This window comes from Phenylobacterium sp. (assembly GCF_036264965.1).
GTDB lineage: Bacteria > Pseudomonadota > Alphaproteobacteria > Caulobacterales > Caulobacteraceae > Phenylobacterium.
Genome location: NZ_DATAPY010000147.1, coordinates 14,632 through 39,064 on the forward strand (window position 1 = coordinate 14,632; position 24,433 = coordinate 39,064).

At 69.5% G+C, this 24,433-nt stretch carries 23 protein-coding genes and 1 tRNA gene; 11 read left to right on the forward strand and 13 right to left on the reverse strand.

Translation table 11 applies throughout. From position 1 onward, the window contains the following. Nucleotides 1–1,698, reverse strand: coding sequence for a lysine--tRNA ligase (locus tag VHS75_RS19455; protein WP_329640271.1), 1,698 nt, complete (start codon nt 1,696–1,698; stop codon nt 1–3). A 73-nt stretch (nt 1,699–1,771) separates the two neighbouring features. Then, on the reverse strand, nt 1,772–2,575 hold the full coding sequence (locus VHS75_RS19460) for an undecaprenyl-diphosphate phosphatase (protein WP_329640272.1): 804 nt from the start codon (nt 2,573–2,575) through the stop codon (nt 1,772–1,774). A gap of 131 nt (nt 2,576–2,706) precedes the next feature. Here VHS75_RS19460 and VHS75_RS19465 point away from each other — a divergent pair, with 131 nt between their 5' ends. Then, complete coding sequence (locus tag VHS75_RS19465; RefSeq protein ID WP_329640273.1) at nt 2,707–3,876, forward strand: aspartyl/asparaginyl beta-hydroxylase domain-containing protein; 1,170 nt, start codon at nt 2,707–2,709, stop codon at nt 3,874–3,876. A 42-nt stretch (nt 3,877–3,918) separates the two neighbouring features. Here VHS75_RS19465 and VHS75_RS19470 read toward each other — a convergent pair whose 3' ends face one another. Continuing rightward, a complete protein-coding gene (locus VHS75_RS19470; RefSeq protein WP_329640274.1) occupies nt 3,919–5,085 on the reverse strand; it encodes a citrate synthase in 1,167 nt (388 codons plus the stop codon). Nucleotides 5,086–5,167: 82 nt separating this feature from the next. On the opposite strand from VHS75_RS19470, the gene VHS75_RS19475 reads away from it, so the two are divergent. The 4 genes from VHS75_RS19475 (at nt 5,168) to queG (ending at nt 9,118) form a co-directional block, all read left to right on the forward strand. Next, nucleotides 5,168–6,253 carry a citrate synthase/methylcitrate synthase gene (locus tag VHS75_RS19475; protein WP_329640275.1) on the forward strand — a complete coding sequence of 362 codons (1,086 nt, stop codon included), beginning with the start codon at nt 5,168–5,170 and terminating at the stop codon, nt 6,251–6,253. A 54-nt stretch (nt 6,254–6,307) separates the two neighbouring features. Further along, nucleotides 6,308–7,249 (forward strand): cation diffusion facilitator family transporter, encoded by a 942-nt coding sequence (locus VHS75_RS19480; RefSeq protein ID WP_329640276.1) that lies wholly within the window; start codon nt 6,308–6,310, stop codon nt 7,247–7,249. Between the two features lie 71 nt (nt 7,250–7,320). After that, nucleotides 7,321–8,013, forward strand: a complete 693-nt coding sequence (locus VHS75_RS19485; RefSeq protein ID WP_329640277.1) for a glutathione S-transferase family protein — start codon at nt 7,321–7,323, stop codon at nt 8,011–8,013. After that, on the forward strand, nt 7,994–9,118 hold the full coding sequence (queG, locus tag VHS75_RS19490; RefSeq protein ID WP_329640278.1) for a tRNA epoxyqueuosine(34) reductase QueG: 1,125 nt from the start codon (nt 7,994–7,996) through the stop codon (nt 9,116–9,118). The genes VHS75_RS19485 and queG overlap by 20 nt, the downstream gene beginning before the upstream one ends. 148 nt (nt 9,119–9,266) lie before the next feature. On the opposite strand, the gene rfbC is transcribed toward queG, so the two are convergent. After that, nucleotides 9,267–9,824, reverse strand: a complete 558-nt coding sequence (rfbC, locus tag VHS75_RS19495; protein ID WP_329640279.1) for a dTDP-4-dehydrorhamnose 3,5-epimerase — start codon at nt 9,822–9,824, stop codon at nt 9,267–9,269. Nucleotides 9,825–9,856: 32 nt separating this feature from the next. Between rfbC and VHS75_RS19500 the strand changes: the two genes are divergently transcribed. Continuing rightward, the gene (locus tag VHS75_RS19500; protein WP_329640280.1) at nt 9,857–10,885 is read left to right on the forward strand and encodes a glycosyltransferase family 2 protein; all 1,029 of its coding nucleotides are present in this window, start codon (nt 9,857–9,859) and stop codon (nt 10,883–10,885) included. Here the strand turns inward: VHS75_RS19500 and argE are convergent. Continuing rightward, the gene (argE, locus tag VHS75_RS19505; protein ID WP_329640281.1) at nt 10,857–12,023 is read right to left on the reverse strand and encodes an acetylornithine deacetylase; all 1,167 of its coding nucleotides are present in this window, start codon (nt 12,021–12,023) and stop codon (nt 10,857–10,859) included. The two genes, VHS75_RS19500 and argE, sit on opposite strands and share 29 nt — an antisense overlap. A gap of 66 nt (nt 12,024–12,089) precedes the next feature. On the opposite strand from argE, the gene VHS75_RS19510 reads away from it, so the two are divergent. Beyond that, nucleotides 12,090–12,563 (forward strand): GNAT family N-acetyltransferase, encoded by a 474-nt coding sequence (locus tag VHS75_RS19510; RefSeq protein WP_329640282.1) that lies wholly within the window; start codon nt 12,090–12,092, stop codon nt 12,561–12,563. A 156-nt stretch (nt 12,564–12,719) separates the two neighbouring features. Here VHS75_RS19510 and VHS75_RS19515 read toward each other — a convergent pair whose 3' ends face one another. The 4 genes from VHS75_RS19515 to VHS75_RS19530 all read right to left on the reverse strand — a co-directional run bounded on the left by VHS75_RS19515 (nt 12,720) and on the right by VHS75_RS19530 (nt 17,589). Beyond that, entirely contained in the window at nt 12,720–13,217 is a 498-nt protein-coding gene (locus VHS75_RS19515; RefSeq protein WP_329640283.1) for an FKBP-type peptidyl-prolyl cis-trans isomerase, read from the reverse strand. A gap of 13 nt (nt 13,218–13,230) precedes the next feature. Next, nucleotides 13,231–14,439: a threonine ammonia-lyase gene (locus VHS75_RS19520; protein WP_329640284.1), complete on the reverse strand. Its 1,209-nt coding sequence runs from the start codon at nt 14,437–14,439 to the stop codon at nt 13,231–13,233. A gap of 248 nt (nt 14,440–14,687) precedes the next feature. After that, nucleotides 14,688–15,749: a mannose-1-phosphate guanylyltransferase gene (locus VHS75_RS19525; protein WP_329640285.1), complete on the reverse strand. Its 1,062-nt coding sequence runs from the start codon at nt 15,747–15,749 to the stop codon at nt 14,688–14,690. A gap of 10 nt (nt 15,750–15,759) precedes the next feature. Continuing rightward, nucleotides 15,760–17,589 (reverse strand): dipeptide ABC transporter ATP-binding protein, encoded by a 1,830-nt coding sequence (locus VHS75_RS19530; RefSeq protein WP_329640286.1) that lies wholly within the window; start codon nt 17,587–17,589, stop codon nt 15,760–15,762. A 94-nt stretch (nt 17,590–17,683) separates the two neighbouring features. Here VHS75_RS19530 and VHS75_RS19535 point away from each other — a divergent pair, with 94 nt between their 5' ends. Then, nucleotides 17,684–18,220, forward strand: a complete 537-nt coding sequence (locus VHS75_RS19535; protein WP_329640287.1) for an HAD family hydrolase — start codon at nt 17,684–17,686, stop codon at nt 18,218–18,220. A 56-nt stretch (nt 18,221–18,276) separates the two neighbouring features. Here VHS75_RS19535 and VHS75_RS19540 read toward each other — a convergent pair whose 3' ends face one another. Next, a complete protein-coding gene (locus VHS75_RS19540) occupies nt 18,277–19,902 on the reverse strand; it encodes a cisplatin damage response ATP-dependent DNA ligase (protein WP_329640288.1) in 1,626 nt (541 codons plus the stop codon). Then, on the reverse strand, nt 19,903–20,913 hold the full coding sequence (locus VHS75_RS19545; RefSeq protein WP_329640289.1) for a ligase-associated DNA damage response exonuclease: 1,011 nt from the start codon (nt 20,911–20,913) through the stop codon (nt 19,903–19,905). It lies immediately after the preceding gene. A gap of 84 nt (nt 20,914–20,997) precedes the next feature. Between VHS75_RS19545 and VHS75_RS19550 the strand changes: the two genes are divergently transcribed. Beyond that, a complete protein-coding gene (locus VHS75_RS19550) occupies nt 20,998–21,438 on the forward strand; it encodes a PaaI family thioesterase (protein WP_329640290.1) in 441 nt (146 codons plus the stop codon). Next, complete coding sequence (locus tag VHS75_RS19555; protein ID WP_329640291.1) at nt 21,435–21,854, forward strand: PaaI family thioesterase; 420 nt, start codon at nt 21,435–21,437, stop codon at nt 21,852–21,854. The genes VHS75_RS19550 and VHS75_RS19555 overlap by 4 nt, the downstream gene beginning before the upstream one ends. Nucleotides 21,855–21,987: 133 nt before the next feature. Here the strand turns inward: VHS75_RS19555 and phnD are convergent, their stop codons facing one another. Both phnD and VHS75_RS19565 read right to left on the reverse strand, forming a co-directional pair. Continuing rightward, nucleotides 21,988–22,986: a phosphate/phosphite/phosphonate ABC transporter substrate-binding protein gene (phnD, locus tag VHS75_RS19560; protein WP_329640292.1), complete on the reverse strand. Its 999-nt coding sequence runs from the start codon at nt 22,984–22,986 to the stop codon at nt 21,988–21,990. Nucleotides 22,987–23,029: 43 nt separating this feature from the next. Next, nucleotides 23,030–24,016 carry a complex I NDUFA9 subunit family protein gene (locus VHS75_RS19565; protein ID WP_329640294.1) on the reverse strand — a complete coding sequence of 329 codons (987 nt, stop codon included), beginning with the start codon at nt 24,014–24,016 and terminating at the stop codon, nt 23,030–23,032. A gap of 124 nt (nt 24,017–24,140) precedes the next feature. On the opposite strand from VHS75_RS19565, the gene VHS75_RS19570 reads away from it, so the two are divergent. Continuing rightward, nucleotides 24,141–24,227 (forward strand) — tRNA-Leu (locus VHS75_RS19570). The last annotated feature ends 206 nt before the right edge of the window (nt 24,228–24,433 follow it).

Below are 24,433 nucleotides of genomic sequence, written 5' to 3' on the forward strand. Positions count from 1 at the left end.
TCAGGCCGCCGCCAGTTCCCCCGCCAACGCCCGCTCGATCAACGCCACCGTCCGCTCGACGCCGAAGATCGCGACGAAGGAGCCGAACCGCGGCCCCTGGCTCTGGCCGAGCAGCACCTCGTAGAGGGCGCTGAACCAGGCGCGCAGGGGCTCGAAGCCGGCGTCTTTGCCGACCTCGAAGACCTCGTTCTGGATGGCTTCGGCGTCCGCGCCGGCCGGCAAAGCCTTCAGCTTGGCGGCCAGCGCCAGCATGGCCGCGCGCTCTTGGTCGGTGGGCGCGCGGAACATCTTCGAGGGCTTCACGAAGTCCTCGTAGTAGTTGATCGCATAGCCGGCGAGTTGGTCCAGCACCGGCTCGCTGGCGGCGCTCGCGCCCGGGATATAGCGCTCGATGAAGCCCCACAGGATGTCCTTGGTGGAGGCGTCCGCCGCCGATACCAGGTTCAGCAGGAGCGAGAAGCTGACCGGCGATCCGCGTTCCGGCGGCGCGCCGCGGTGGACGTGCCAGGCGGGGTTGTCGATGGCGGGCCCGTTGGCGCCGTCCGCCCTGGCGCGATTGAACGCGTCCAGCTGCTGCAGATATTCGTCCGTCGCCTTGGGGATGACGTCGAAATAGAGCCGTTTCGCCGACTTGGGCGATTGGTACATGTAGTAAGTCAGGCTCTCCGGCGTCCCGTAGCGCAGCCATTCCTCCATGGTCAGGCCGTTGCCCTTGGACTTGGAGATCTTCTGGTTGTTCTCGTCCATGAACAGTTCGAAGTGGAAGGCCTCCGGCGGCTCGCCGCCCAGGGCGCGCACGATCTTGTTGGACACCCGGACGCTGTCGACCAGGTCCTTACCCGAGGCCTCGAAGTCGACACCCAGCGCCACCCAGCGCGCCGCCCAGTCGGGCCGCCATTGCAGCTTCACGTGGCCGCCGGTGACCGGCGTCTCGGTGATCGTGCCGTCCTCGTCCTCGTAGGTGATCGTGCCCTTGGCGACATCGCGGCTCAGCGTGGCCGCCTGCAGCACGCGTCCCGACTTCGGGCTGATCGGCAGGAACGGCGAATAGGTGGCGCGCCGCTCTTCGCCCAGCGTCGGCAGCATGATCGCCTGCACCGCGTCGAACCGCGCCAGGATGCGTAAAAGGACCTCGTCCAGGCGGCCGGACTTGTAGGTCTCGGTGGACGACATGAAGGTGTAGTCGAAGCCGAAGCCGTCGAGGAACGCGCGGAGCCTCGCATTGTTGTGCGCGCCGAAGCTCTCGTACTCGCCGAACGGATCGCGGACGCTGGTCACCGGCTTGTCGCGGTCGAGTTCCAGCAGGTCCTTGTTGGGCACGTTGTCTGGGATCTTGCGGAAGCCGTCCATGTCGTCGGAATAGACGATCAGTTGGGTCGGGATCGCGTCCTCGCTCAGGGCGCGAAAAGCGTTCCTCACCATGGTTGGCCGCGCGGCCTCGCCGAAGGTGCCCATGTGCGGCAGGCCGGACGCCCCATAGCCGCACTGGAAGATCACCGGCCGGTTGAGCGCCGCCAGCGTGGCCACGGCTTCAGCGAACTTGCCCTGGGTGAACAACGTCGCCGCCAGATCGCGCTCGGCGTCGGTCAGACGCAGGCGGAGAATGCGCTCGAGCAGCAGGCGCGCTTGCTCGAACGGCCAGCTCTTGGCCTCACGGGCCTGGGCCGACAGGCCGTGCAATGTGGGTTGGGACGACATGGGGGCTGGCGGTAGCGCCCCGAGGCCTAGGGCTCAAGCGGAGTTTTGGCCACCGCGCCGCCGCGTGAGCCGCCTAGCGCACCATCAGCAGCGCCAGGCCGATGCCGCCGATGGCGATGCGGAGCCAGCCGAACGGCGCATAGCCGCGACGGGTGACGATGGTCAGCATGGCGCGGATCACGCCCAGGGCCACCACGAAGGACACCAGGAAGCCCACGGCGATCAGGCCGGCGTGGCCCACGTTCATGATGTCGTGGCGGCTCTTCCAGCCATCGACCACGAAGGCCCCGGCCATCACCGGTATGGCCAGGAAGAAGGAGAATTCGGCGGCCGCCCGCTTTTCGACCCCCATCAGCATGGAGCCGACGATGGTCGCGCCCGAGCGCGACACGCCGGGCATCAGCGCCAGGCACTGGAAAAGGCCGATGATCAGCGAGGTGCCAAGCGGCAGGGCCAACGGGTCCTGGCGGGTTGGATAGGGCGCGAAGCGGTCGATCAGCAGCAGCACCACGCCGCCGACGATCAGGGCGACGCAGATGATCTTGGGGCTCTCGAACAGCACGCCCTTGATGATGTCGTGGAGCAACAGCCCGGCGATCGCTGCTGGGATGAAGGCCACGATGACGCTGAGCGCGAACTTCTGGGCCCGCGCGTCATAGGGCAGGCGGACCACAACGCTCCACAGCCGCCCGAAGTAGAGCACCACCACCGCCAGGATCGCGCCGAGCTGGATCAGCACCGTGAAGGTGTCCCAGAACGCGTCGGGCAGGCCGAGCGCCTTCTTGGTCAGCAGCAGCATGCCCGTCGACGAGACCGGAATGAATTCTGTGAGGCCTTCGACGACGCCCAAGATGATCGCGTAGATCCAGTCCGCCATGACGTTCCCCCCGCCGCTTCCGTTCAGGAATGCGGAATTAGGGTGAAGAAGCCGTTTACCGGATTCCCCCTCGCGCCGACGAACAGTGGTGTGTATCCATGTTCGAGAGACGGTGTTCGGGGTTTGCGCGCATGACTTCGGCGGAGCGCCGGCAGGGGGATCAGAACGCCGCGATTCAGGCGGCGCTTCAGCGGGGGGACCGAAAAGCCGCGCTCAGCCTGCTGCGCGAGGCAGAGCGCGCCGACCCTGGCGACAAGGCGCTGAAGATGCAGCGCGCCATGATCTGCCGCGCGCTCGGCGACTTGGCCGGCGCGCTTTCGGCCCTTGAGGACGCGCTTGCCCTCGACCCCTATGATTTCGTGGCCCTGCTGTCGAAGGGCGCGCTGATGGAACGGAGCGCCGGGGAACGCGCCGCCGCGGCGATCTACAGGAACGCGCTGCTTCTCGCTCCGCCTGAGGACGAACTACCGCCGCCGCTGCGCGCGCCCACGGCCCGCGCCCGCGAGGTGGTGGCCAGGACCCGCGACGCCCTGGAGGCGCACCTGAAGGCCCGCACCGACGCGGTGAAGACTGAGGTCTCCGACGCCACCCGCCGCCGCTTCGATGAGAGCCTCGGCATCTTTTCCGGGCGCACCAAGGTCTATGTTCAGGAACCGCTCCTGCTGAACTACCCGCGGCTGCCGGCGATCCCCTTCTACGACCGGTCGCTGTTCCCCTGGTTCGAGGACTTGGAGGCCGCCACCGACACGATCCGCGGCGAGCTGGAGGTGGCTCTGGACGCCGCCAAGAGCGACTTCGCCCCCTACATCGCCTACCCGAAGGGCGCGCCGGTCAACCAGTGGGGCGAGCTCAACCACTCCCCGCGCTGGAGTTCGCTGCACCTGTGGCGCGACGGGGTGCGCCAGGACGACGCCTGCAAGCTCTGCCCGAAGACCACGGCCCTGCTGGAAACCCTGCCGCTCTCCGATCAGCCCGGCTATGCGCCGACCGCCATGTTCTCAGCCCTGGATGCGAAGACCCACATCCCGGCCCACACCGGTTCGACCAATGTGCGCCTGCTCTGCCACCTGCCGCTGATCCTGCCGGGCCCGGCGCGTTTCCGCGTGGGCAACGAGACCCGTGAGTGGAAGATGGGTCAGGCCTGGGTCTTCGACGACACCATCGAGCACGAGGCCTGGAACGACGCCGACGAACTGCGGGTCATCCTGATCTTCGACGTTTGGAACCCCTTCATCGACGAAGGTGAGAAGGCGTTGGTCCGCGCGCTGCTGGCGGCGCGGAAAGAGTTCTACGAGAGCTGATCCCTTCCCGGGCCTCCGCTGCGCGGGCCTGTCAGGACGGGCTCAGCCGAACTCCGGCTCCGGCCCCACGTACCGGGCTCGCGGCCGGATCAGGGTGTTGGCCTGGCCCTGCTCGATGGCGTGGGCGATCCAGCCGGCGCAGCGGGCCACGGCGAACAGGGCGAAGGGCGCATCGGCCGGCAGCTTCAATGCCTCGCAGCCCGCCACCAGGGTGAAGTCGACGTTGGGCGCGAGGCCAGTGACCGCCTTCACCGCTTCTTGCAGCGCCTTGAGGTCCGGCGGCGGGGTGAAACGCTCCAGTAGCGCGGCGGCCCGCGGATCGTCGTCCGGATAGAGCATGTGGCCGAAGCCCGGCAGCAGGCGGTCTTCCACCAGCCGGTTGGCGATCGCCTGACGGGGCCCGAGCTGCGCCGCCTCGGCCGCGAAGGTCCGGACCGCCGCCGTCGCCCCGCCATGACGCGGGCCCGACAGCGTCGCCAGTCCCGCCAGGGCCGAGGCCGACAGCGAGGCGCCCGTCGAGGCCGCCACCCGCGCGGCGAAGGCCGAGGCGTTCAGTTCATGGTCGGCCACCAGCACCAGGATACGCCGGATCAGGTCCGCGCCCGGTCCGCCAGGGCCCAGCCCCCAGGCCAGCGCCAGGCGGCTGTGGATCGCCCCGCCCCAGGCCTCGCCCGCCACCGCGTCGGTCAGCACGTCGAGCAGGGTCGCGGCCTCCACCGCCAGCACCAGCGGATGGCGTCCCCGCGCCGGCGGGTCAGAACCGGCCCGCTGCGCCAACGCCAGATAGGCCCGCGTGCGCATGTCGGGATGCTTGGGCGGCTCCGGACGTTCCGTGCGCTTCAGCGCCGCCCCGTGGCCGCCGCGCAACAGGCGGGCCACCGATTCCAGGGTCTCGGTCTCGGCTAGGCGGATGGCGTCGCGCCCCCGGTAGAACAGCCGCCCGCCGGAGACGGTGGTGATCTCCGAGGCCAGCACCGGTTCGCCCCAGGCGATGGCGCCGGCCGCCACCTCCGAGACCTTGCGGCTGCGGGACTTGCGCTGGGCCAGCGCGGTGATGTCGGCGGCGCGATAGAGGCTGCGGCGCGGATCACGCGGATCGGCGCGCACCTGCACCCGCCCACGGCTCACATAGGCGTAGAGCGTCTGCGCCCGCACGCCCAGGCGGTCGCGGGCTTCCTCGGCGGCGATCCAGTCGGCTGGCGCGGGCATATATTGATTACATTGATCAAGATTGACGTTGACAGTCTGAGGGCATTTCTCAGCACCAGCAAGCAAGATTTGGGGACCCGAAATGTCGGATGGATTGGAAGACGTCGTCGCCGCGGACACCGTGCTGTCGGAGGTCGACGGCCACGCGGGGCGTCTGATCATCCGCGGCCGTTCACTGGACGAACTGGCCGGCCGCACCACCTACGAGGAGGTCACGCGCCTGCTCTGGGATGGCTTCTTCGACAATCTGCCGGCAGACTTGGCCCCGGCGCTGGCGGCCGCGCGGGTCGAGGTGTTCGCCGAGGTCTCGGCCCTCGACACCGGCCTTCTCGACCGCACGCCGATCGAGGGCATGCGGGCGCTGACCGCGCGGCTGGCCGACGGCGACGATCTCAAGGTCGCCCTGCGCCTGGTGGCCGCGCCGGCCGTCTTCACCGCCGCGGTGGTCCGCGCCCAAGCCGGCGAGGCGCCGGTGAAGCCCGACCTCGCGCTCGGCCACGCCGCCGACACCTTGCGGATGCTGCGCGGCAAGCCCGCCACCCGCGCCGAGGTCGACGCGCTGGACACCTATCTGGTTACCGTCAGCGACCACGGCCTCAACGCCTCGACCTTCGCCGCCCGGGTGATCGCCTCCACCCGCGCCGGCCTGACCTCGGCGGTGCTGGGCGGAATCAGCGCGCTGAAAGGCCCGCTGCACGGCGGCGCGCCCGGCCCGATCATCGACATGCTGGACGCCATCGGCCGGCCGGAGAACGCCCGGGCCTGGATCGAGGCGGCGCTGGATCGCGGCGATCGGCTGATGGGCTTCGGCCACCGGGTCTACCGGGTCCGCGACCCCCGCGCCGATGCGCTCAAGGCCGCCGTCCGCAAGCTGACCGAAGGCTCCAACGCCATGCCCGGCCGCCTCGCCTTCGCTGAAGCCGTGGAGAGCGCCGCCCTGGCGATCCTCAAGGAACGCAAGCCCGACCGGTCGCTGCAGACCAATGTCGAGTTCTACACCGCGCTCCTGCTGGAGGCGCTCGCCTATCCGCCCTCGGCCTTCACCTGCGTCTTCGCGGCGGGCCGCGTCTCCGGCTGGATCGCCCACGCCCGCGAACAGCTCGCCGGCGGCCGCCTGATCCGGCCGCAGTCGCGGTATGTGGGGCCGATGCCGCGGGTGGCCGCCTAAGCTGAGAGTCGTTCGCGCTGGCCTGACGCGGTGGCGGCCCTAGATTCAGCGGCGATGACTGACTTCCATGGCCTGACCGCGCAGCAGACCGCCGCCCTCACCCGGCGGGTCACCCTCTATTCGGTGGCCACAGCGGCGATCCTGGTGGCGATCAAGATCGCCGCGTGGCTGGCGTCCGGCTCGCTGGCGCTGCTGGCGTCGACCGCGGACTCCGGCCTCGACCTGCTGGCCTCACTGACCACCTTCTATGCAGTCCGCTTCGCCGTGACCCCGCCGGACGCCGAGCACCGCTTCGGCCATGGCAAGGCCGAGGGGTTCGCCAGTCTGGTGCAGGCGGGTCTGGTGTTCGCCTCCGCCGCCTTGATCGCCCAGCAGGCCATCGGCGACCTGATCGCGCCGAAGCCCATCCAGCAAGGCGCCTGGGCCATGGCGGTGATGGGCGTCTCCATCGTGCTGACGGCGCTTTTGATCATGGCGCAAGGCCGGGTGCTGAAGCAGACCTCGTCGGTGGCCGTCTCCGGCGACCGCGCCCACTACGCCGCCGACTTCGCCTCGAACCTCATCGCCCTCGTCGGCATCGCCGCCACCGCCTGGCTGGGGATCGCGCGGCTGGACGCCATCGCCGCCCTGGCCATCGCGGCGATCCTGCTCTGGGGCGCCATCGGCGTGTTCCGCGAAGCCTCCGGGCAGCTCATGGACCACGAGCTGTCCGACGAGGTCCGCGCCCGCGTCGTCGAACTGATGACCGCCGACCGCCGCCTGACCGACGTCCACCAGCTGCGCACCCGCGCCGCCGGCCCCTATCTCCACATCCAGATGCACGTCGATCTCGACCCCGACCTGACCCTTGAGACGGCGCACCAGGTGATCGTGGCGGCGGAAAACCGGGTGCTGGAGGCCTTCCCCTCCGCGGACATCATCATCCACGCCGACCCGCGCGGCCGGGCCGAGCCGCACGGCGGAGCCTTCGCGGAAACCCGCGTCAAGCAGGCGTAGTAAACGGCCCCTTAACGGGTGCGGCGTCCATTGGGCGCTGACGATTCGCCCCGCCTCTGCGTTAGCCGGACATGAGCCTCGAGCGCATCCTGCATCACTTCCCGCTGGACCCCGCCTCGCGCCAGGTGCGCCTGGTGCTGGGCGAAAAGCGGCTGGCCTTCACCGAGGTGCAGGTCCGCTATTGGGAGCGGCCGAAGGAGCTCGCGGCGCTCAACCCGTCGGGCCTGATCCCGGTGCTGGAGGAGACCGACGTCAACCTCGGCCGCCATCTGGTGCTGTGCGAGGCCCGCGCCATCCTCGACCACCTGGAAGAGACCGTGCCCGAGCCGCCGCTGCTGGGCCGCGATGCCGGCGAGCGGGCGGAGGCGCGCCGCCTGCTCTCCTGGTTCGACCGCAAGTTCGAGTACGAGGCCGGCGGCTATATCCTGCACGAGAAGATGGAAAAGCGCCTGCTGGGCATGGGCGCGCCCGACCTCAACAACCTGCGCCAGGGCCGCGACGGCCTGCGCACCCATATGTTCTACATCGACAAGCTGTTGCAGGAGCGCGAGTGGCTGGCGGGCCGCCGCCTGTCGCTGGCCGATTTCGCCGCCGCGGCGCACCTGTCGGTGATCGACTATTGCGGCGACATGCCCTGGGCGGACTTCCCCGCGGTGAAGACCTGGTACATGAAGCTGAAGTCCCGACCCTGTTTCCGGCCGCTCTTGGCCGACCGCTGGCCGGGCCTGACGCCCGCCAGGCACTATGACGATCTCGACTTCTGACACCGCCGAAGACCTGATCCGCGCTGAAGCTCTGGCGCTCGGCTTCGACATCTGCCGCTTCACCCCGATCCACGACGCCTGGCCCGCCAGCGCGCGCCTGGCCGAATTCATCGGGGCCGGCCGCCACGGCGAGCTGGACTGGATGGCCGAGACCGCCGAGCGCCGCGCCCACCCGCGCGCCATGTGGGCCGACGCCCAGTCGGCCATCGTGCTGGGGATGAACTACGGCCCCGACCACGACCCCTTGGTCGTCCTGGCCGAGCGCGACCGGGCGGCGATAAGCGTCTATGCGCAGGGCGACGACTATCACGAGCTGATCAAGGCCCGGCTGAAGGCGCTCGCCCGCTGGCTGCAGGCCCGGTTCGGCGGCGAGCTGAAGGTCTTCGTCGACACCGCGCCGCTGCTGGAAAAGCCCCTCGCCGAGCAGGCCGGCCTCGGCTGGCAGGGCAAGCACACCAACCTGGTCTCCCGCGAGTTCGGCTCCTGGCTGTTCCTGGGCTCGATCCTGACGACGCTGGACCTGACCGCCGACTCCGCCGAGCCGGACCACTGCGGCTCCTGCCAGGCCTGCCTGGATATCTGTCCGACCCAGGCCTTCCCCGCGCCCTACCAGCTCGATGCGCGCCGCTGCATTTCCTACCTGACCATCGAGCTGAAAGGCCCGATCCCGCGCGAGTTCCGCGAAGCCCTGGGCAACCGCATCTACGGCTGCGACGACTGCCTGGCCGTCTGTCCCTGGAACAAGTTCGCCGCGGTCGCCGCCGAACAGAAGCTGCAGGCCCGCGAGGCCCTGCGCGCGCCGTCGCTGGCCGAACTATCGCGACTGGACGACGCAAAGTTCCGCGCCCTCTTCGTCAAGAGCCCCGTTAAACGCATCGGCCGCGACCGCTTCGTCCGTAACGTCCTCTACGCCATCGGCAACTCGGGGAACCCGGCGCTGGCGGCTGAGGCCGAGTGGCTCTTGGAAGACCCCTCGCCGTTGGTGCGCGGCGCGGCGGCCTGGGCATTGGGGCGGTTGTTGGACCACGAGGCATTCGTGGCGCTTCGCATCTACCGCATCGCCAACGAACCCGACGCCGCCGTCAGAGACGAGTGGGTCGCCTAACCCCAAACCGTCATCCTCCGGTCAGCCAAAGGCTGATCCGGGGGACCCAAGCCGAGTCCTGTTCGAATCTAGAGCGACCGTATCAAGCCCAGCTTGGGTCCTCCGGATCGCGTCTTCGCGCGACCGGAGGATGACGACGGTGTTTGGCTTAAAACGCCGCCGCCGGTATGTCCTTCAGCCGCGGCAGGACCTTGTCCTTGTCCGACAGCACCGGGTCGGCGAGGTCGAGCGGCCAGGCGATGCCGATGTCGGGATCGTTCCAGATCAGGCCGCCTTCGAGCTGGGGCGCATAGTCGCCGTCGACCTTATAGAAAAGCTCGGTGTCGTCGGCGATGGTCATGTAGCCGTGGGCGAAGCCGCGCGGCACCCAGAGCTGTTCACCGACCTCGGCAGTAAGCGTCGCGCCGACCCACTGGCCGTAGGTCGCAGACCCAGGCCGCACATCCACCGCCACGTCGAAGATCGCCCCCTTCAGCACCCGCACCAACTTGCCCTGCGCGTGCGGCGCCTTCTGGAAGTGCAGACCGCGCACCGTGCCCTTGCGGGCGTTGAAGGCCTGGTTGTCCTGCACGAACTGTGTGTCGACGCCGGCGGCCGTGAGCGCCTTGCGACTCCAGGTCTCGGCGAACCAGCCGCGCGCATCGCCATGGCGCTTGGGCGTGATAAGCAGGACCTCGGCGAGGGCCAGGGGCGTGACGTTGGTCATGTCGGCTCGGCAACGTGGGAGTGGCCCTTCGGATGGCGCGTGGCGGTGCGATTGGCAAGCCCTCTACCCCGACGGTCAGCGTCATCATCGTGGTCTACGAGAGCGGCCCGACGCTGGCCGAATGCCTGGCGGCGCTGAAGGCCCAGACCTTCACCGACTACGAGGTGCTGCTGGTCGACAACGCCTCCAGCGACCGCACCGCCCAGGCCGCGGCCAAGGCCGACCGCAGCCTGTGCCTGATCGAGAACGCCGAGAACCTCGGTTTCGCCGCCGCCGTGAACCAGGGCGCGCGGGTCGCCACCGGCCGCTGGCTCGCACTGCTCAACCCGGACGCTTATGCCGATCCCGCCTGGCTGGAGCGGCTGGTCGCGGCGACGCAGGCCAACCCCGCCGTCCACTGCTTCACTTCCCGCCAGCTGATGGCCGAGGACCCCAGCCGGCTCGATGGCCTCGGCGACGTCATGGCGCTCGCCGGCTACCCGTTCCGCGGCGGCTACACGCACAAGGACCCCGGTCACCTGGAGCCCGGCTGGGTGTTCTCGGCCTGTGGCGGGGCGATGCTGGTCGAGCGCGAGCTCTTCCTCAGTCTCGGCGGCTTCGACGAGCGCCTGTTTTGCTACTGCGAGGACGTCGACCTGGGCTACCGCCTGCGCCTGATCGGCGAGCCGACACTGCTGGTCCCCGATGCGGTGGTGCGGCACGTGGGCTCGGCTTCCACGGGCGGGCGGCGCTCCGACTTCGCGGTCTTCCACGGCACCCGCAACCGCTTCTGGGTCTTCGTGAAGGACACTCCGCCGGTGCTGTTCTGGCTGACCTTGCCGCTGCACATCGCGGCGACCGCAGTGCTGTTCGCCCGCCACGCCACCCGCGGCGAGGTCGTCACCCCGATCAAGGGCTTGACCGCCGGGATCCGTCACATGGGCGTCGCCCTGGAGGCTCGCCGCGAGGCTCAGGCCACCCGCAAGGTCGGCTCCTGGGCGATCGCGCGGGCCATGACCTGGAACCCCCTGGACCTCTTCCTGCGTCGCGCCTTCATCCAGCGGAAGCGGCCCACTCGGTAAGCCTTCGCATGAAGGCCTGGCCGCGCTCCATCTGCGAGACCTCAACATATTCGTCCGGCTGATGCGCCTGGGCGATGGAGCCCGGGCCGCAGAGTACGGTCGACAGCCCCGCCAGCTGGAACTGCCCCGCCTCGGTGGCGAAGGAGACGGCCCGCGGCGGGCCATTGTCGCCGGCCAGGCGCCGGGCGAAGCTCTCCGCCGCGCCGTCCGGCTCCGGTGCGAAGCCCGGCACGTTGGATAGCGTCTCGATCGTCACCCCGGCCTCCGGCGCACGCGCCTTCAGCGCCGCGTCCAGGGCCCGCACCTGGGCGATGAAGGGCGCCAGGATCGCCAGCGGGTCCAGAGGCGGCTGTGCGCGTAGGTCGAAGATGAACTTGCACTCCCGCGCCAGGATGTTGCCGGCCGTCCCGCCATTGACCAGGCCGATGGTCAGCGTCGGCCACTTGGGCGTGAAGGCCGAGGCGGGGTCGGCGTCGCGCTCCAGCCGCTCGGCCAGCTCGGTCAGCGACGCCATCAGCTTCACCGCCGCCATGATCGCCGAGACCCCCTGCTGGGTCTGGCTGGAGTGCGCCTCGCGGCCTGTCACCGTCACCCGGAAGTTGGCGATGCCCTTGTGGCCGTTCACCGCCACCATGTCGGTGGGCTCGCCCACCACCACGAAGGCCGGGGCCGGAAGCTCGCGCTGGATGACCTCGATCATCGACGGCGCCCCCAGGCAGCCGATCTCCTCGTCATAGGAGAAGGCCAAATGCACGGGCTTCCTCGGATTGGCGGCGATCAAGCCGGGCACCGCGCCGAGCGCCAGGGCCAGGAAGCCCTTCATGTCGCAGGTTCCGCGGCCATAGAGCCGCCCGTCACGCTCCACGGCGGTCCAGGGATCGGTGCTCCACGGCTGGCCGTCCACCGGCACCACGTCGGTGTGGCCGCTCAGCACCGCGCCGCCCTCGATATTGGGCCCCACGGTGGCCAGCAGATTGGACTTGGTCCCCTCGGCGTTCAGCACGCGCCGGTGCGGCACGCCGTGGCGGTCAAGGTAGGCCTCCACCCATTCGATCAGCTCCAGGTTGGAGCGTCGCGAGGTGGTGTCGAAGCCGATCAGGGTCTGAAGGATGTCGCGGTCGGGGCCGGAGAAGCTCATGGCCTGACGGCATAGACCCGCGCGGCAGGCGCCTCAACGGAAAGCCGTCCCGTGCTAGGAAGCGGCATGCCGCCTGACGCTCCGACCCTCAGCCTGCGCCCCGCTCGGCGGGAAGATGTCGCCGCCATCGTGCGCCTGCTGGCTGATGACCATCTGGGCGGCGGTCGTGAGCAGGTTACGGATCCGCCGCTGCCTGCCTATTTCGAGGCTTTCGAGAAGGTGGCGGCCGACCCGCGCAACCTGCTGAGCGTGGCCCAGGACGCCGCGGGCGCGGTCGTCGGCACGTTGCAGATGACCTTCATCCCGGGTTTGTCGAACCAGGGCGCCGAGCTGGCGCTGATCGAGGCGGTCCGGGTGGATTCAAGCCTGCGAGGCCAGGGCGTTGGCCAGGTGATGATCCGCTGGGCGATGGACGAGGCGCGGCGGCGCGGCTGCGCCAACATCGAGCTGCTGGCTCACAACAGCCGGGTCGACGCTCAGCGATTCTACGAACGCCTCGGCTTCGTGAAGAGCCACGCCGGGATGCGGCGGCCGCTCTAGCCGCCCACCGGCCTTTCCGCCCTTTCGGTCGTCATCCCCGGGCTTGTCCCGGGGATCCATGTGCGCTGATCGCTCAGGCAAATCCCCAACGCCGGCGCATATGGATGGCCGGGACAAGCCCGGCCATGACGGCTTGGGAAATCGAGGGTGACCGTCTTAGCCCTGCTGAACCGTCCCCGGACCGGGCAGGGAATCGATCAGCTCGATGCGGAAGATCAGCGCGGCGTTCCCCGGGATCGGGCCCTGGCCCTCGGGGCCGTAGCCCAGCTCCGGCGGCACATAGAGGATCCATTCGTCGCCCGGACGCATCAGCTGGATGGCCTCCTGCCAGGCCTTGACGAGGTTCTTCAGCGGCATGCTCGCCGGCTGGCCGCGCTCGTAGGAGCTATCGAAGACCGTGCCGTCGATCAGCTTACCCTCGTAGTTGACCTTCACCTCGTCGTTGATGTGCGGCTTGGCCCCGGTGGTCGGGCCGGAGTGCACGATCTTGTACTGCAGGCCGTCGGGCAGGACGACGACGCCCGGCGCCTTGGCGTTCTTGGCCAGGAACTGGGCCGAGGCGACGCTCTGATCGGGAATGGCGGAGGCCTTCACCTTCGGCTGGCAGGCCGCCAACGACAGGGCGGCGACAGCAATCGTCAGAACACGGATCATTCTTCTTACCTCGTCAGACGGCGCGGGGCGGATAGCCCGCCTCACGCAGGGCATCCATGATTTCCTGGGTGTGCTGGGCGTCGCGGGTCTCGATCAGGATGTCGAACTCCGCGCCCTTGGCGGGCACATCCAGGGCGAGACGGTTGTGGGCCACCTCGATGATATTGGCCCCCATCCGACCAATGATGGCGGAAACGGTGGCCAGCAGACCCGGGCGGTCGTCGCCGATGATCCGGAGGCTGACGATCCGCTGTTCGCGGACCAGCTCGCGGGTCAGGACCGAGGCGAGCAGGCGGGTGTCGATATTGCCGCCGGTGATCACCAGGCCGCAACGTTTGCCGCGGAACCGCTCGGGGTAGGCCAGCAACGCCGCCAGGGACGCGGCGCCCGCGCCCTCGGTCACCGTCTTCTCGACATTGCAGTAGAGGGCCACGGCGCGCTCGAAGAACGGCTCCTCGATCAGCAGCACTTCGTCCACCAGCGGCCGGACCACGGCATAGGAGAGGTCGCCAACCTGCTTCACCGCAATGCCCTCGGCGATGGTCGCCCCGCCGCCACTGACGCCGGCGTTCACGCCGCGCATCTTCGCCGTGAACGAGGGGTACATGGCGGGCTCGACGCCGACGATCTTGATGTCCGGCTTCACATGCCGGGCCGCCGTCGCCATGCCGGCGATCAGCCCTCCGCCGCCGATCGGGATCGGCAGGATCTCCAGGTCCGGGGCGTCCTCCAGCATCTCCAGCGCCACCGTGCCCTGGCCGGCCATGACGTCCAGGTCGTTGAACGGGTGGACGAACACCAGGTCGCGCTCCTCGCGCAGCTTCATGGCGAAGGCCGAGGCCTCGTCGTAGCCGTCGCCGTCGATCACCACCTCGGCGCCGTGGGCGCGGGTCTGCTGCACCTTCACGAAGGGTGTCGCCCTGGGCATGACGATGGTCACCGGGATGCCCAGCCGCGCGGCGTGATAGGCCAGGCCCTGGCTGTGGTTGCCGGCCGAGGCGGCGATCACGCCGCGCTTCTTTTCAGCTTCGGTGAGCTGCAGCAGCTTGTTCAGCGCGCCGCGCTCCTTGTAGGCGGCGGTGAACTGCAGGTTCTCGAACTTCACCCACACGTCCGCCCCGGTGATCTCCGACAGGGTGCGCGACCGGCGGCACGGGGTGCGCTCAATATGACCCTGCAGCCGGTCTCGGGCCGCGAGGATGTCATCGAAGGCGAGGGTCATGGGAACGCCGGGTTGAGCTGAAGGGCTTGCGGAAAAGGCGCGCAACCTAACGGCGGCGACCTCCCGGGGCAACGCTGTGCTTGTGCAGGTGCGAACAGGCGTTTTCCCCAACTCCCAATTTTCGTCATCCTCCGGTCAGCCGCAGGCTGGTCCGGGAGACCCAAGCTGAGTTTCAGAATGAGGCAAGGCGGCTTGGGTCCCCCGGATCGCGTCTTCGCGCGACCGGAGGATGACGAGCGTTTTGGGGGCTAGAGGAGGTCTTCCCGACCCGCCTTCTTGACCGCCTCGACCGCCGCGCGCACCGCGCCGGGCGCATCGCGGCGGGTGACCAGGACGACGCCGTTCTCGACCACTACGGCCAGGTCTTCCACCCCCGCCAGCACGACCACCGGCCCATCGGAGATCGCCAGGTTGTTGGCCGTATCCACGGCGATCACCGGCCCCTGCGCCACGTCGCCGGCCGCGGTCTTGGCGCCCTCCGCCCACAGGGCGTCGTAGGCGCCCACATCGCTCCAGCCGATGTCGGCCGAGACCACCATCGCCTTGTCGGTCTTTTCGAAGATCGCCACGTCAACCGCCACCGACGGCACGCCGCGGAAGGCCTTGCCCAGGCGGACCAGGTCCCCGTCGCGTTCGGCTTCGGCCAGCGCGGTCCGGGCCGCGGCGATCAGGTCCGGTGCGATCTGCTCCGCCTCGGCGACGAAGGCCGTGGGGCTGAACAGGAAGATGCCAGCGTTCCAGCTGTAGGCCGAGTCGGCCACATAGGCCTTCGCCGTCGCCAGGTCCGGCTTCTCCTCGAAGGCCGCCATCTTGCGCACTGGCTCGTCACCGGCCTCGGCGCGGATATAGCCATAGCCGGTCTCCGGCCCGGTCGGCGTGATGCCGAATATCACCAGGGCCCCGGCCTCAGCCGCCGTCGCGCCCAAGGCCACGGCCGCCCGCAGGGCGGCAGGGTCGGCGATCCGCGCATCGGCGCTCAGCAGCAGCATCAGCTCGGCGCCCGCCTCGACCGCCGCCAGGGCCGAGACGCAGGCCGCCGCGCCGGTGTGGCGTCCCACCGGCTCCAGGATCAGGGCCGAGGCCGTGACGCCTACCTCGGCCAGCTGCGCCCGCGTCAGGTCCGCGTGGGCCGCGTTGCCGATCACCATGGGCGGCGCGAAGGCTTCCGTCGTGAAGCGCAGCGCCGTCTCCTGGATCAGGGTGTGCTCGCCGCCGAGCGCGTGGAACTGCTTCGGCCGCGCCTGGGTGGACAGGGGCCAGAGCCGCGTACCGGCGCCGCCGGACATCAGGACGGGGGTGATCTTGCGCACGACCGGGCTTCTAGGCCGCTTCGGCCGGCGGGTCGAATTCCGCCACGAAATGGCCGGGCGCGATCTCGTTCAGCGCCGGCGGCAGGATCGGCGCGCCGGGGTCTGCCGGCAGCCGCGAGGGCAGGAACCGCAGGGCCGCGCGCGGGTCCATGGGGCTCGGCGGCTCGCCCGCCAGCTTCACGCGCCGCCGGGTGCGCTCGATGGCCGGGTCGGGGATCGGCGCGGCGGACAGGAGCGCCTTCGTATAGGGGTGCTGCGGCGCGGCGTAGATCCGCTCACGGTCGGCGGTCTCCACCAACCGGCCCAGATAGAGCACCAGCACCCGGTGGCTGATCTCCCGCACCACCGCCAGGTCATGGCTGATGAAAATCATCGAGAGACCCATGTCCTTCTGCAGGGCGATCAGCAGATCGATGATCTGGGCGCGGATCGACACGTCCAGGGCCGAGACCGCCTCGTCGCAGATCACCAGCCGGGGTTTCAGGATCATGGCCCGCGCGATCCCCACCCGCTGGTTCTGGCCGCCGCTGAGCTCGTGCGGATAGCGGTTGATCAGCGCCGGATCGAGCTCAACCCTGGCCATCATCGCGGCCGCCTCGGCATCGCGTTCGGCGTGGTTCATCTGTGGACGGAACACCTCCAGCGGCTCGGCGATGGAGGAGCCGATGGTGGCGCGCGGGTCCAGGCTGGCCAGCGGGTCCTGGAAGACGATCTGCAGGTCTTTCCGCGCTACGCGCATCGCCTCGCGATCCGCATGGGTGATGTCGCGGCCCATCAGGGTGACGGTTCCCTCCGTGGCCGGCAGCAGGTTCAGCACCGCCCGCGCCAGGGTCGACTTGCCCGAGCCGCTCTCGCCCACCACGCCCAGGGTCTCGCCCTGCCGCACCTGGAACGAGACGCCGTCCACCGCGCGCAGCATCCTGGTCCCGCCGAACCACCCCTGGCGGATCGGGAACCAGACCTTCACGTCGCGGCCTTCGACCACCACCGGCGCGTCGGCCGGGGCAGGGGCCAGCACGGGCCGGCCGCCGCGCCCCTCGCGGTCCAGCCGCGGGATCGCCTCCAGCAGGGACCGCGTATAGTCGGTGGCGGGGCTGCGGAAGACCTGCTCGGCCGTTCCCGCCTCCACATAGGCGCCGTCCTTCATTACGCAGACTCGGTCGGCGAGGCGGGCGATCACCCCCATGTCGTGGGTGATCAGCACCATGGCCGTGCCGGTCTCGCGGCTGAGTTCAGCCATCAGGTCGAGGATCTCGGCCTGCACAGTCACGTCGAGCGCCGTGGTCGGCTCGTCGGTAATAAGAAGCTCAGGTCCTCCCGCCATGGCCGCGGCGATCATCACCCGCTGGCGCATGCCGCCGGAGAGCTCGTGCGGATATTGCCGCAACCGCGCCTGCGCGTCGGGAATCCGCACCTTCTCCAGCCACAGCTTCGCCCGCGCCGTCGCGTCGCGGTCCGACAGGCCCAGGTGCAGCCTAAGCGGTTCGGCGATCTGCTCGCCGATCCGCACATGCGGCGTCAGCGCCGTCAGCGGGTCTTGGAAGATCATGGTCATCTTCGAGCCGCGGATGCGGTTCAGCTCGCGGGCCTTCAGCCCCAGCAGCTCCTGCCCTAAGAATTTCGCCGAGCCTGACGCGCGGCCGTTGCGCGCCAGCAGGCCCATCACCGCCATGAAGGTCTGGCTCTTGCCCGAGCCGCTTTCGCCGACCACGCCCAGGGTCTCGCCACGGCCGATCGCCAGCGACACCCCGCGCACCGCGTTCACCACCGCGTCGTGAGTGTCGAAATCCACCTTCAGGTCGGTGAGCGTCAGGACGGCGGGCGATGGGGATGTCGGCAAACGGGCGCCTCAATGACCACGAAGGGCGACCTTAGACAGCCGTTCGGCCTTTTTGAAATCGCCTCGCCACATCCAGCCCCGCTATAGTGCCGCGGTGCCCGAAAGCCTGTCATCCCATCCGCCGCGCCCGGCGCTGTTCCTCGACCGCGACGGGGTGTTGAACGAGGACCACGGCTACGTCTACCGCTGGGAGGATTTCCGCTGGATTCCCGGCGCCCGCGAGGTGGTCGCCGCCTTCAATCGCGCCGGCTGGCTGGTGATCGTGGTGACCAATCAGTCCGGCGTCGGCCGCGGCTTCTACAGCGAAGACGCCGTCAACGCCCTGCACGCCAGGATGGCCGAAGACCTGGCCAGCTCCGGCGCCCACATCGACGCCTTCTACTACGCCCCGCACCATCCCGACGCCCCGGTCGAAGCCTACCGCCACCCCGACCCACCGCTCAGAAAACCCAACCCCGGCATGATCCTGCAGGCGCTGCAGGACTGGCCCATCGACCGCGACGCCTCCCTCCTCATCGGCGATAAGCCGTCCGACCTTGAGGCGGCCCTGCGCGCCGGGATCAAGGGCGTGCTGTTCGAAGGCGGGGACCTGCGCCAGTTCCTGGCGGATGAGGCCTTACTTCCCCAATAGGTCGTCATCCCCGGATCAGCCTGCGGCTGACCGGAGGATGACGAAGCTTGGAGGGCCTAGCGGTCCTCCATCCGCTCCAACATCCGCTCCAAGGTCGTCAGCTCGTCCGCCTCGCCCGGCGGCTTGTCCCAGCGGATGCGGTTGATCCTGGGGAAGCGCATCGCCACGCCGGACTTGTGCCGCGTCGAGCGCTGCAGCCCCTCGAACGCCACCTCGAACACCAGGCCGTGGTGCGGTTCGGCGCGCACCGAGCGCACCGGCCCGAACCGCTCGATGGTGTTGTCGCGGACGTATTTGTCGATGGCTTTGAGTTCCTCGTCAGTGAAGCCGAAATAGGCCTTGCCCACCGGCGTCAGCACACGGCCGCCGTCCTCGCCCTCGGTCCAGACTCCGAAGGTGTAGTCGGAGTAGAAGCTCGACCGCTTGCCGTGCCCGCGCTGGGCGTACATCAGCACCGCGTCGATCAAGAGCGGATCGCGCTTCCACTTGAACCACGGCCCCTTCGGCCGGCCGGCCTCGTAGATCGAGTCCCAGCGCTTGAGCATCAAGCCCTCGGCGATCTGCGGGTCGCCCGGCGGCGGCTCGGCCCGCAGCGCCGCCAGCTCAGCCCAACTCGCGAACTGCTGCACCGGCGACAGATCGATGCGCGGGCTGGCCTCCCTGGCGACGAAGGCCTCCAGGCGTCTGCGCCGCTCGGCAAAGGGCAGGACCCGGGTGTCCTCGACGCCCTCGGACAACAGGTCGTAGGCCCGGATGGCGGCGGGGAAGTCGGCCAGGGCCTTGGCGTCGACGGTCTTGCGGTTCAGCCGCTGCTGCAGATCGGCGAAGCTGGCGACCCTGCCGTCGCGCATCACCAGCAGTTCGCCGTCGATGACGCCCTGCGCCTCCAGTGCGCCGACCACGTCGGGGAAGCTCCTGGAGATATCGTCGCCGGTGCGCGTGTAGAGCCGGCGCACCCCGCCTTCGTTCACCGCCTGCACGCGGATGCCGTCCCACTTCCACTCGGCGGCGTAGTCGGCGGGGTCGAGCCTGGCGAAATCCACGGCCTCATCGATCGCCTGGGCCAGCATGGCGGGGCGGAAACGGCCGGGGTTCTCCGACGACGGCCGTTCGGCACGGCCCTCCAGCCAGGCGAACAGGTCCTCGTAGGGCGGATGAAGCGCGTGCCACAGCTCCTCGATCTCCGTCGCGGGGACCGGCTCCGCGCCGATATCCGCCGCCGCCCGCTTGGCCAGCCGCGCGGTCAGACCGACGCGCAGACCCCCGGTCATCAGCTTCAAGAGCGCCCAGCGCCCGGTGGGCTGCAAGGCGTCCAACCAGCCTTCGATCAGCGTCTGCACCTCGGCGCGGGTCGCCCCACGCAAGGCGTCGACCACCTCCGACAGCTCCGGTTCGCGGTTCGCGCCCGGTCTGGCCGGCCAGACCAGGGCCACCGTCTCGGCCAGATCGCCCACATAGTCGTAGGACCACCAGAAGAGCTGCGGATCCATCCGCTCCTCCACGGCCTTGCGGATGAATGCCGGCTTGGCCGCGTCAAAGGAAAGGTCCCCGGTCAAGGCCGCCAGCGCCCAGCCGCGGTCAGGGTCCGGCGCCGTCCGCAGATAGTCGCGCACCAGCGTCAGCTTGGCGTTGCGCGACGCGGTCAGCGACAGCCGGTCGAGGAGTTCGGCGAAGGCGCGCACCTAATCGTCGTCCTCTTCCTCGTACCCCACCAAGGCCAGCGCGCGCGCCGGCACGCCGTGCAGCTCCGCCCACCTCGCCAGCGCTTCTTCCCGCCCGTGGGTGATCCACAGCTCCCCCGGGCGCAGTTCGTCCACGGTGGCGGTGAGCTCGTCCCAGTCGGCGTGGTCGCTGATCACCAGGGGCAGCTCGACGCCGCGCTGGCGGGCCCGGGCGCGGACCTGCATCCAGCCGGAGGCAAAGGCCGCCACCGGATCGGGGAACCGGCGGCTCCAGCGGTCCTGGGTGGCCGAGGGCGGGGCGATGATGATCTGGCCCGCGAAGTCGTCCTTCTTGCCGCCGGTGGCGGGCGCCAGGGGCCCCAGATCGATCCCGTGCCGCTCATAGAGCGCGTTCAGCCGCTCCAGCGCCCCGTGCACATAGATCGGCGCCTCCCAGCCGGCCTCGCGAAGCAGACGGATGATCCGCTGCGCCTTGCCGAGCGCATAGGCGCCGACCAAGTGGCTGCGCTCCGGGAACTGCGCCACCGAGCGCAGCAGGCGCGCGATCTCCTCCCGGTCGTCCGGATGGCGGAACACCGGCAGGCCGAAGGTCGCCTCCGAAATGAACACGTCGCAGGGCACGGGCTCGAACGCCGGACATGTCGGGTCTCGTCTTCGCTTGTAATCCCCGCTTACCACCATGGTCAGGCCCTTCCAGCGCACCACCGCCTGGGCGGAGCCCAGCACATGGCCCGCCGGGACCAGGGTCACCTCGACGTCGTCCCGGGCCACCGCCTCGCCATAGGCCGCCGCGTGCGTGGCGCCGGCGAACTCCAGCCCATAGCGCTCGGCCATGATGTCCAGGGTCTCGGGCGTCGCCAGAACGGCGCCGTGCCCGGCCCGCGCGTGGTCCGCATGCCCATGGGTGATCACCGCCCGCGCCACCGGGCGCGTCGGGTCGATGTAGAAATCACCCGGGGCGCAGTAGAGGCCCTCAAGCTTCGGGCAGAGCAGGTCCTGCGGTCGGATCATCGCGTTTCAATGTAGTGCGCTCCGTAGGGCTCCGCTCAAGAGCCCGATTGACCGGCGTCCGTCCCGGTCCTACCGCCTCTGCTCATGAGCGAGGTCCCCGACGCCTTCCGCGAGATCGCCGAGCGCATGGTGCAGGTAACGCCCCAGGCGGCTGCGCTCGGCATGCGGTTTGTTTCCGTTTCGCTCGCCCGCGGCTCCCTCGATGTGCCCTGGCGCGAAGACCTGGTGGGCGATCCCGACACCGGCGTGATCGCCGGCGGGGTGGTCACCACCCTGCTCGACCACACCTGCGGCCTGGCCATGGCTGCCGCCGCCGGCAGCGAGCCCTTCTCCACCGCCACCCTCGACCTGCGGATCGACTATATGCGCGCCGCCGCGCCGCGGACCGGGGTCACCTGCGAGGCGCACTGCTACAAGCTCACCCGCTCCATCGGTTTCGTCCGCGCCGAGGCCTGGGACGTCGACCGCTCCGATCTGGTGGCCACCGCCCAGGCCGCCTTCATTCTGAACCGGCCCAACGAATGACCAACGCCGCCGAGCGCCTGGAAGGCTTCCTGAGCCGCGTGCCCTATATCCGCTTCCTCGGCATGCAGGCCGAGCTGGCGGGCGACGAGATGACCGCCATCCTGCCGCCCTCGGAGCATTTGATCGGCAATACCTTCATCCCGGCCCTGCACGGCGGGGTGATCGGCGCCTTCCTGGAGATGACCGCGCTCGCGCAACTTTCCGTCGCCGAGCCGGCGCGGCGGCTGCCGAAGACCATCGACGTGACCATCGAATATCTGCGCCCTGGGCGCGGCGGCCTGACGTCCTACGCCCGCGCCGACCTGCGCAAGGTTGGTCGCCGCATCGCCAACGTCCACGTCGAGGCCTGGCAGGACGATCGCGACAAGCCCTTCGCCGCGCTGCGGGGGCACTTCCTGCTGAGCGGCGAGGCCTAACCCCCAACCGTCATCCTCCGGTCGCCCGAAGAGGCGATCCGGGGGACCCTAGCCGGGTTGCGGAATGGGGCGAGACCGCTTGGGTCCCCCGGATCAGCCCGCGGCTGACCGGAGGATGACGATCGAGGGGAGGCTAGGGGCCCTTCGGCAGCGCCGCCATTTCCTTGTGCACCTGGTCCAGCGCCGCCTGGGCCTTGGTCACACCCTCCTGATCGCCCTTGGACTTGGCCTGCACCAGCATGCCGGTCGCCTCCATCTCGCGCACGGGTAGGAGGTGGGTGTTGTCGGCGTGCCTGAAGGCGCCGGTCTGGATGCGCTCCAGGATCGCGCGCTGGCGCTTGGCCTCGTCGGTGTCGCCGACGCCATAGCTGAAGATGAAGTCGGCGACCTTCTTCTTGATGGCGGGATCGAGGTCCGCGCGCCAGACCATCGGGTCCTCCGGAATGGTCGGCGAGGTCCAGATCACCTGCAGGGCGTCCAATGCCTTCTTGGACTGGTCGGTGCCGATCGCCGCCAGCCGGTCCATGGACCGCGTGTTGTCGGTGGCCGCCGGCAGGACGCCCGACGCCACGGCATAGAGGTTGGCCTCGGCGCTCGCCGAGCGAACGGTCTTGAAGCACTTCACCGGATCTATGCCACGCGGGCCGAACAGATAGGTGTTGGGCGCCAGCGTCCCGGACGTCGACTTTGCGTCGCCCATGCCGAAGTCCATCGTCTGGCCACACTTGAGCAGCTTGTCGAGCGTGATCCCCGAGCCCTTCTTGACGATGATCACCCCTTGATAGCCGTCGTGGCCGTTCGGGTGGGTGGTGCGGGCGAACACCTCGCCGCCGGCCCGGCGCACGGCCTCCAGCCCCGACTGGTTGGTGAACCAGCCCAGGTCCGACTGTTTGAAGCGCATGGCCTCGATCAGGGCCGAATAGTTCGAGCCGAAGAACGGCTTCACCTTCAGGCCGGTGGCCGTCTCCATGTCTTTCAGGAACGGCCCCCATTCCTGCATCTGGGTCTGGGTCGCCTCGGTCGAGACGATGGAGAAGATGAGCGGCTTGTCGGCGTCGGCTTTCGGCGCGGGCTTGGAACAGCCGGCGAGGGCCAGGACGGCGAGAAGGGGCAGGAGGCGGCGCGTGATCATCCGCCGAGCATAGCCCAGCTTCATGTCACCTGGGCAACCGGCGCTAGATCGCCGCCAGCTCGCGGCTTTCCTGGTCGGCGTACTGGCCGCCCTTGCGATAGCGGTAGAGGTATTCCGGCAGCACCGCTTCCAGGGTGGTCGGCGTGATCCCGAGGTCGGCCAGTCCCGGCAAGGTCCCGCTGACCACATTGTCCGCCCTCAGCAGGGTCACCTGGTCGGAGGTCACCGGCGGCCGGATCAGCCCGTCGCCGATCAGGCTGAGCGACAGGTCGCCCAGCGAGCCCAGCAGGCGCGCTGCAGGCCACGGGACGGGCAGCAGCACCCGCCGCTTGCCGATCTCGGCCAGCATCATTTCCATCAGTTCGCGGAAGCTGTAGGCCGCCGGCCCGCCCAGCTCATAGGTCTGGCCCGCAGCGTCGGGGACAGCCGTCGCGGCCGCCAGCGCCTTGCCCACATCGCCCACAAACACCGGCTGGAAGCGGGTGTGGCCGCCGCCCACCAAGGGCAGCACCGGGCTGATCTGCGCCATGGCGGCGAAGCGGTTGAAGAAGTCGTCCTCGGGCCCGAAGACCACCGAGGGCCGCGCGATCACCGCGTCCGGCTCCACCGCGCGGACCGCGGCCTCCCCCTCGGCCTTGGTGCGGGCGTACTTGGACTCCGAGCTCGCATCCGCGCCCAGGGCCGACATGTGCACCAGGCGGGTGACGCCCTCGGCCCTGGCGGCTTCGGCGACGTTCTTCGCGCCCATCACGTGCAGGGCGGTAAAGCCCTGGCGGCCGGTCTCGTGGGCCACCGCCACCAGGTTCACCGCGGCCTGTGCGCCCGCCAGCGCGCGGCGCAACGAGGCCGGGTTGCGGACATTGGCCTGGACGATGTCGATCTGGCCCACGTCGCCGTGCAGCCGCATGGCGTAGGCCTTGGCTGGATTGCGCACGGCGACCCGGATCCGCCAGCCGGCCTTGGCGAGCTGGCGCACGGTCTGGGCGCCGATGAAGCCGGATCCGCCGAAGACGGTGACGAGGTTCTGCATAGCCATGCGGATAGACGATGCCGCCCGTTGCTGCAATCGGTCGCGAGCCGACGTTGCGAACCGGGCGTTGACCGGCGTGAGGCGGGGCTTTAAGGAAGCCGGCTCGCGCGATCCGACGGATCGGGCCCAGGTGGCGGAATTGGTAGACGCGCTGGCTTCAGGTGCCAGTGGCTTAACGGCCGTGAAGGTTCGAGTCCTTTCCTGGGCACCATCGGTGCAAGGTGTCGTCCCCCTCGGGGGACAGTCCTGCCGGTGGAAAACGGCGCCCCTTACCCAGGCGCCCTCCGGCTCTATATTGTAGCTGGGGATGGATCTGGCGGAGCGCGACTTGAAGAAGGTCATCACACATCTGCACGAGGGCGACCTGCCGGATGGCGCGCTCGCGGGCGCCGCGGTGGTGGCCATCGATTCGGAGAC

Bases quoted from the DNA above. Each gene is read 5' to 3' on its own strand.
- argE (WP_329640281.1), bottom strand. From the start codon at position 12,023: ATGAGCTTCTCCGGCCCCGACCGCGACATCCTTCAGACCCTGATCGGC.
- VHS75_RS19510 (WP_329640282.1), top strand. From the start codon at position 12,090: ATGCCGCCTGACGCTCCGACCCTCAGCCTGCGCCCCGCTCGGCGGGAA.
- VHS75_RS19565 (WP_329640294.1), bottom strand. From the start codon at position 24,016: ATGCAGAACCTCGTCACCGTCTTCGGCGGATCCGGCTTCATCGGCGCC.
- queG (WP_329640278.1), top strand. From the start codon at position 7,994: ATGACGATCTCGACTTCTGACACCGCCGAAGACCTGATCCGCGCTGAA.
- phnD (WP_329640292.1), bottom strand. From the start codon at position 22,986: ATGATCACGCGCCGCCTCCTGCCCCTTCTCGCCGTCCTGGCCCTCGCC.
- rfbC (WP_329640279.1), bottom strand. From the start codon at position 9,824: ATGACCAACGTCACGCCCCTGGCCCTCGCCGAGGTCCTGCTTATCACG.
- VHS75_RS19500 (WP_329640280.1), top strand. From the start codon at position 9,857: ATGGCGCGTGGCGGTGCGATTGGCAAGCCCTCTACCCCGACGGTCAGC.
- VHS75_RS19460 (WP_329640272.1), bottom strand. From the start codon at position 2,575: ATGGCGGACTGGATCTACGCGATCATCTTGGGCGTCGTCGAAGGCCTC.
- VHS75_RS19555 (WP_329640291.1), top strand. From the start codon at position 21,435: ATGACCAACGCCGCCGAGCGCCTGGAAGGCTTCCTGAGCCGCGTGCCC.
- VHS75_RS19465 (WP_329640273.1), top strand. From the start codon at position 2,707: ATGACTTCGGCGGAGCGCCGGCAGGGGGATCAGAACGCCGCGATTCAG.
- VHS75_RS19515 (WP_329640283.1), bottom strand. From the start codon at position 13,217: ATGATCCGTGTTCTGACGATTGCTGTCGCCGCCCTGTCGTTGGCGGCC.
- VHS75_RS19485 (WP_329640277.1), top strand. From the start codon at position 7,321: ATGAGCCTCGAGCGCATCCTGCATCACTTCCCGCTGGACCCCGCCTCG.
- VHS75_RS19520 (WP_329640284.1), bottom strand. From the start codon at position 14,439: ATGACCCTCGCCTTCGATGACATCCTCGCGGCCCGAGACCGGCTGCAG.
- VHS75_RS19470 (WP_329640274.1), bottom strand. From the start codon at position 5,085: ATGCCCGCGCCAGCCGACTGGATCGCCGCCGAGGAAGCCCGCGACCGC.
- VHS75_RS19480 (WP_329640276.1), top strand. From the start codon at position 6,308: ATGACTGACTTCCATGGCCTGACCGCGCAGCAGACCGCCGCCCTCACC.
- VHS75_RS19475 (WP_329640275.1), top strand. From the start codon at position 5,168: ATGTCGGATGGATTGGAAGACGTCGTCGCCGCGGACACCGTGCTGTCG.
- VHS75_RS19455 (WP_329640271.1), bottom strand. From the start codon at position 1,698: ATGTCGTCCCAACCCACATTGCACGGCCTGTCGGCCCAGGCCCGTGAG.
- VHS75_RS19545 (WP_329640289.1), bottom strand. From the start codon at position 20,913: ATGATCCGACCGCAGGACCTGCTCTGCCCGAAGCTTGAGGGCCTCTAC.
- VHS75_RS19550 (WP_329640290.1), top strand. From the start codon at position 20,998: ATGAGCGAGGTCCCCGACGCCTTCCGCGAGATCGCCGAGCGCATGGTG.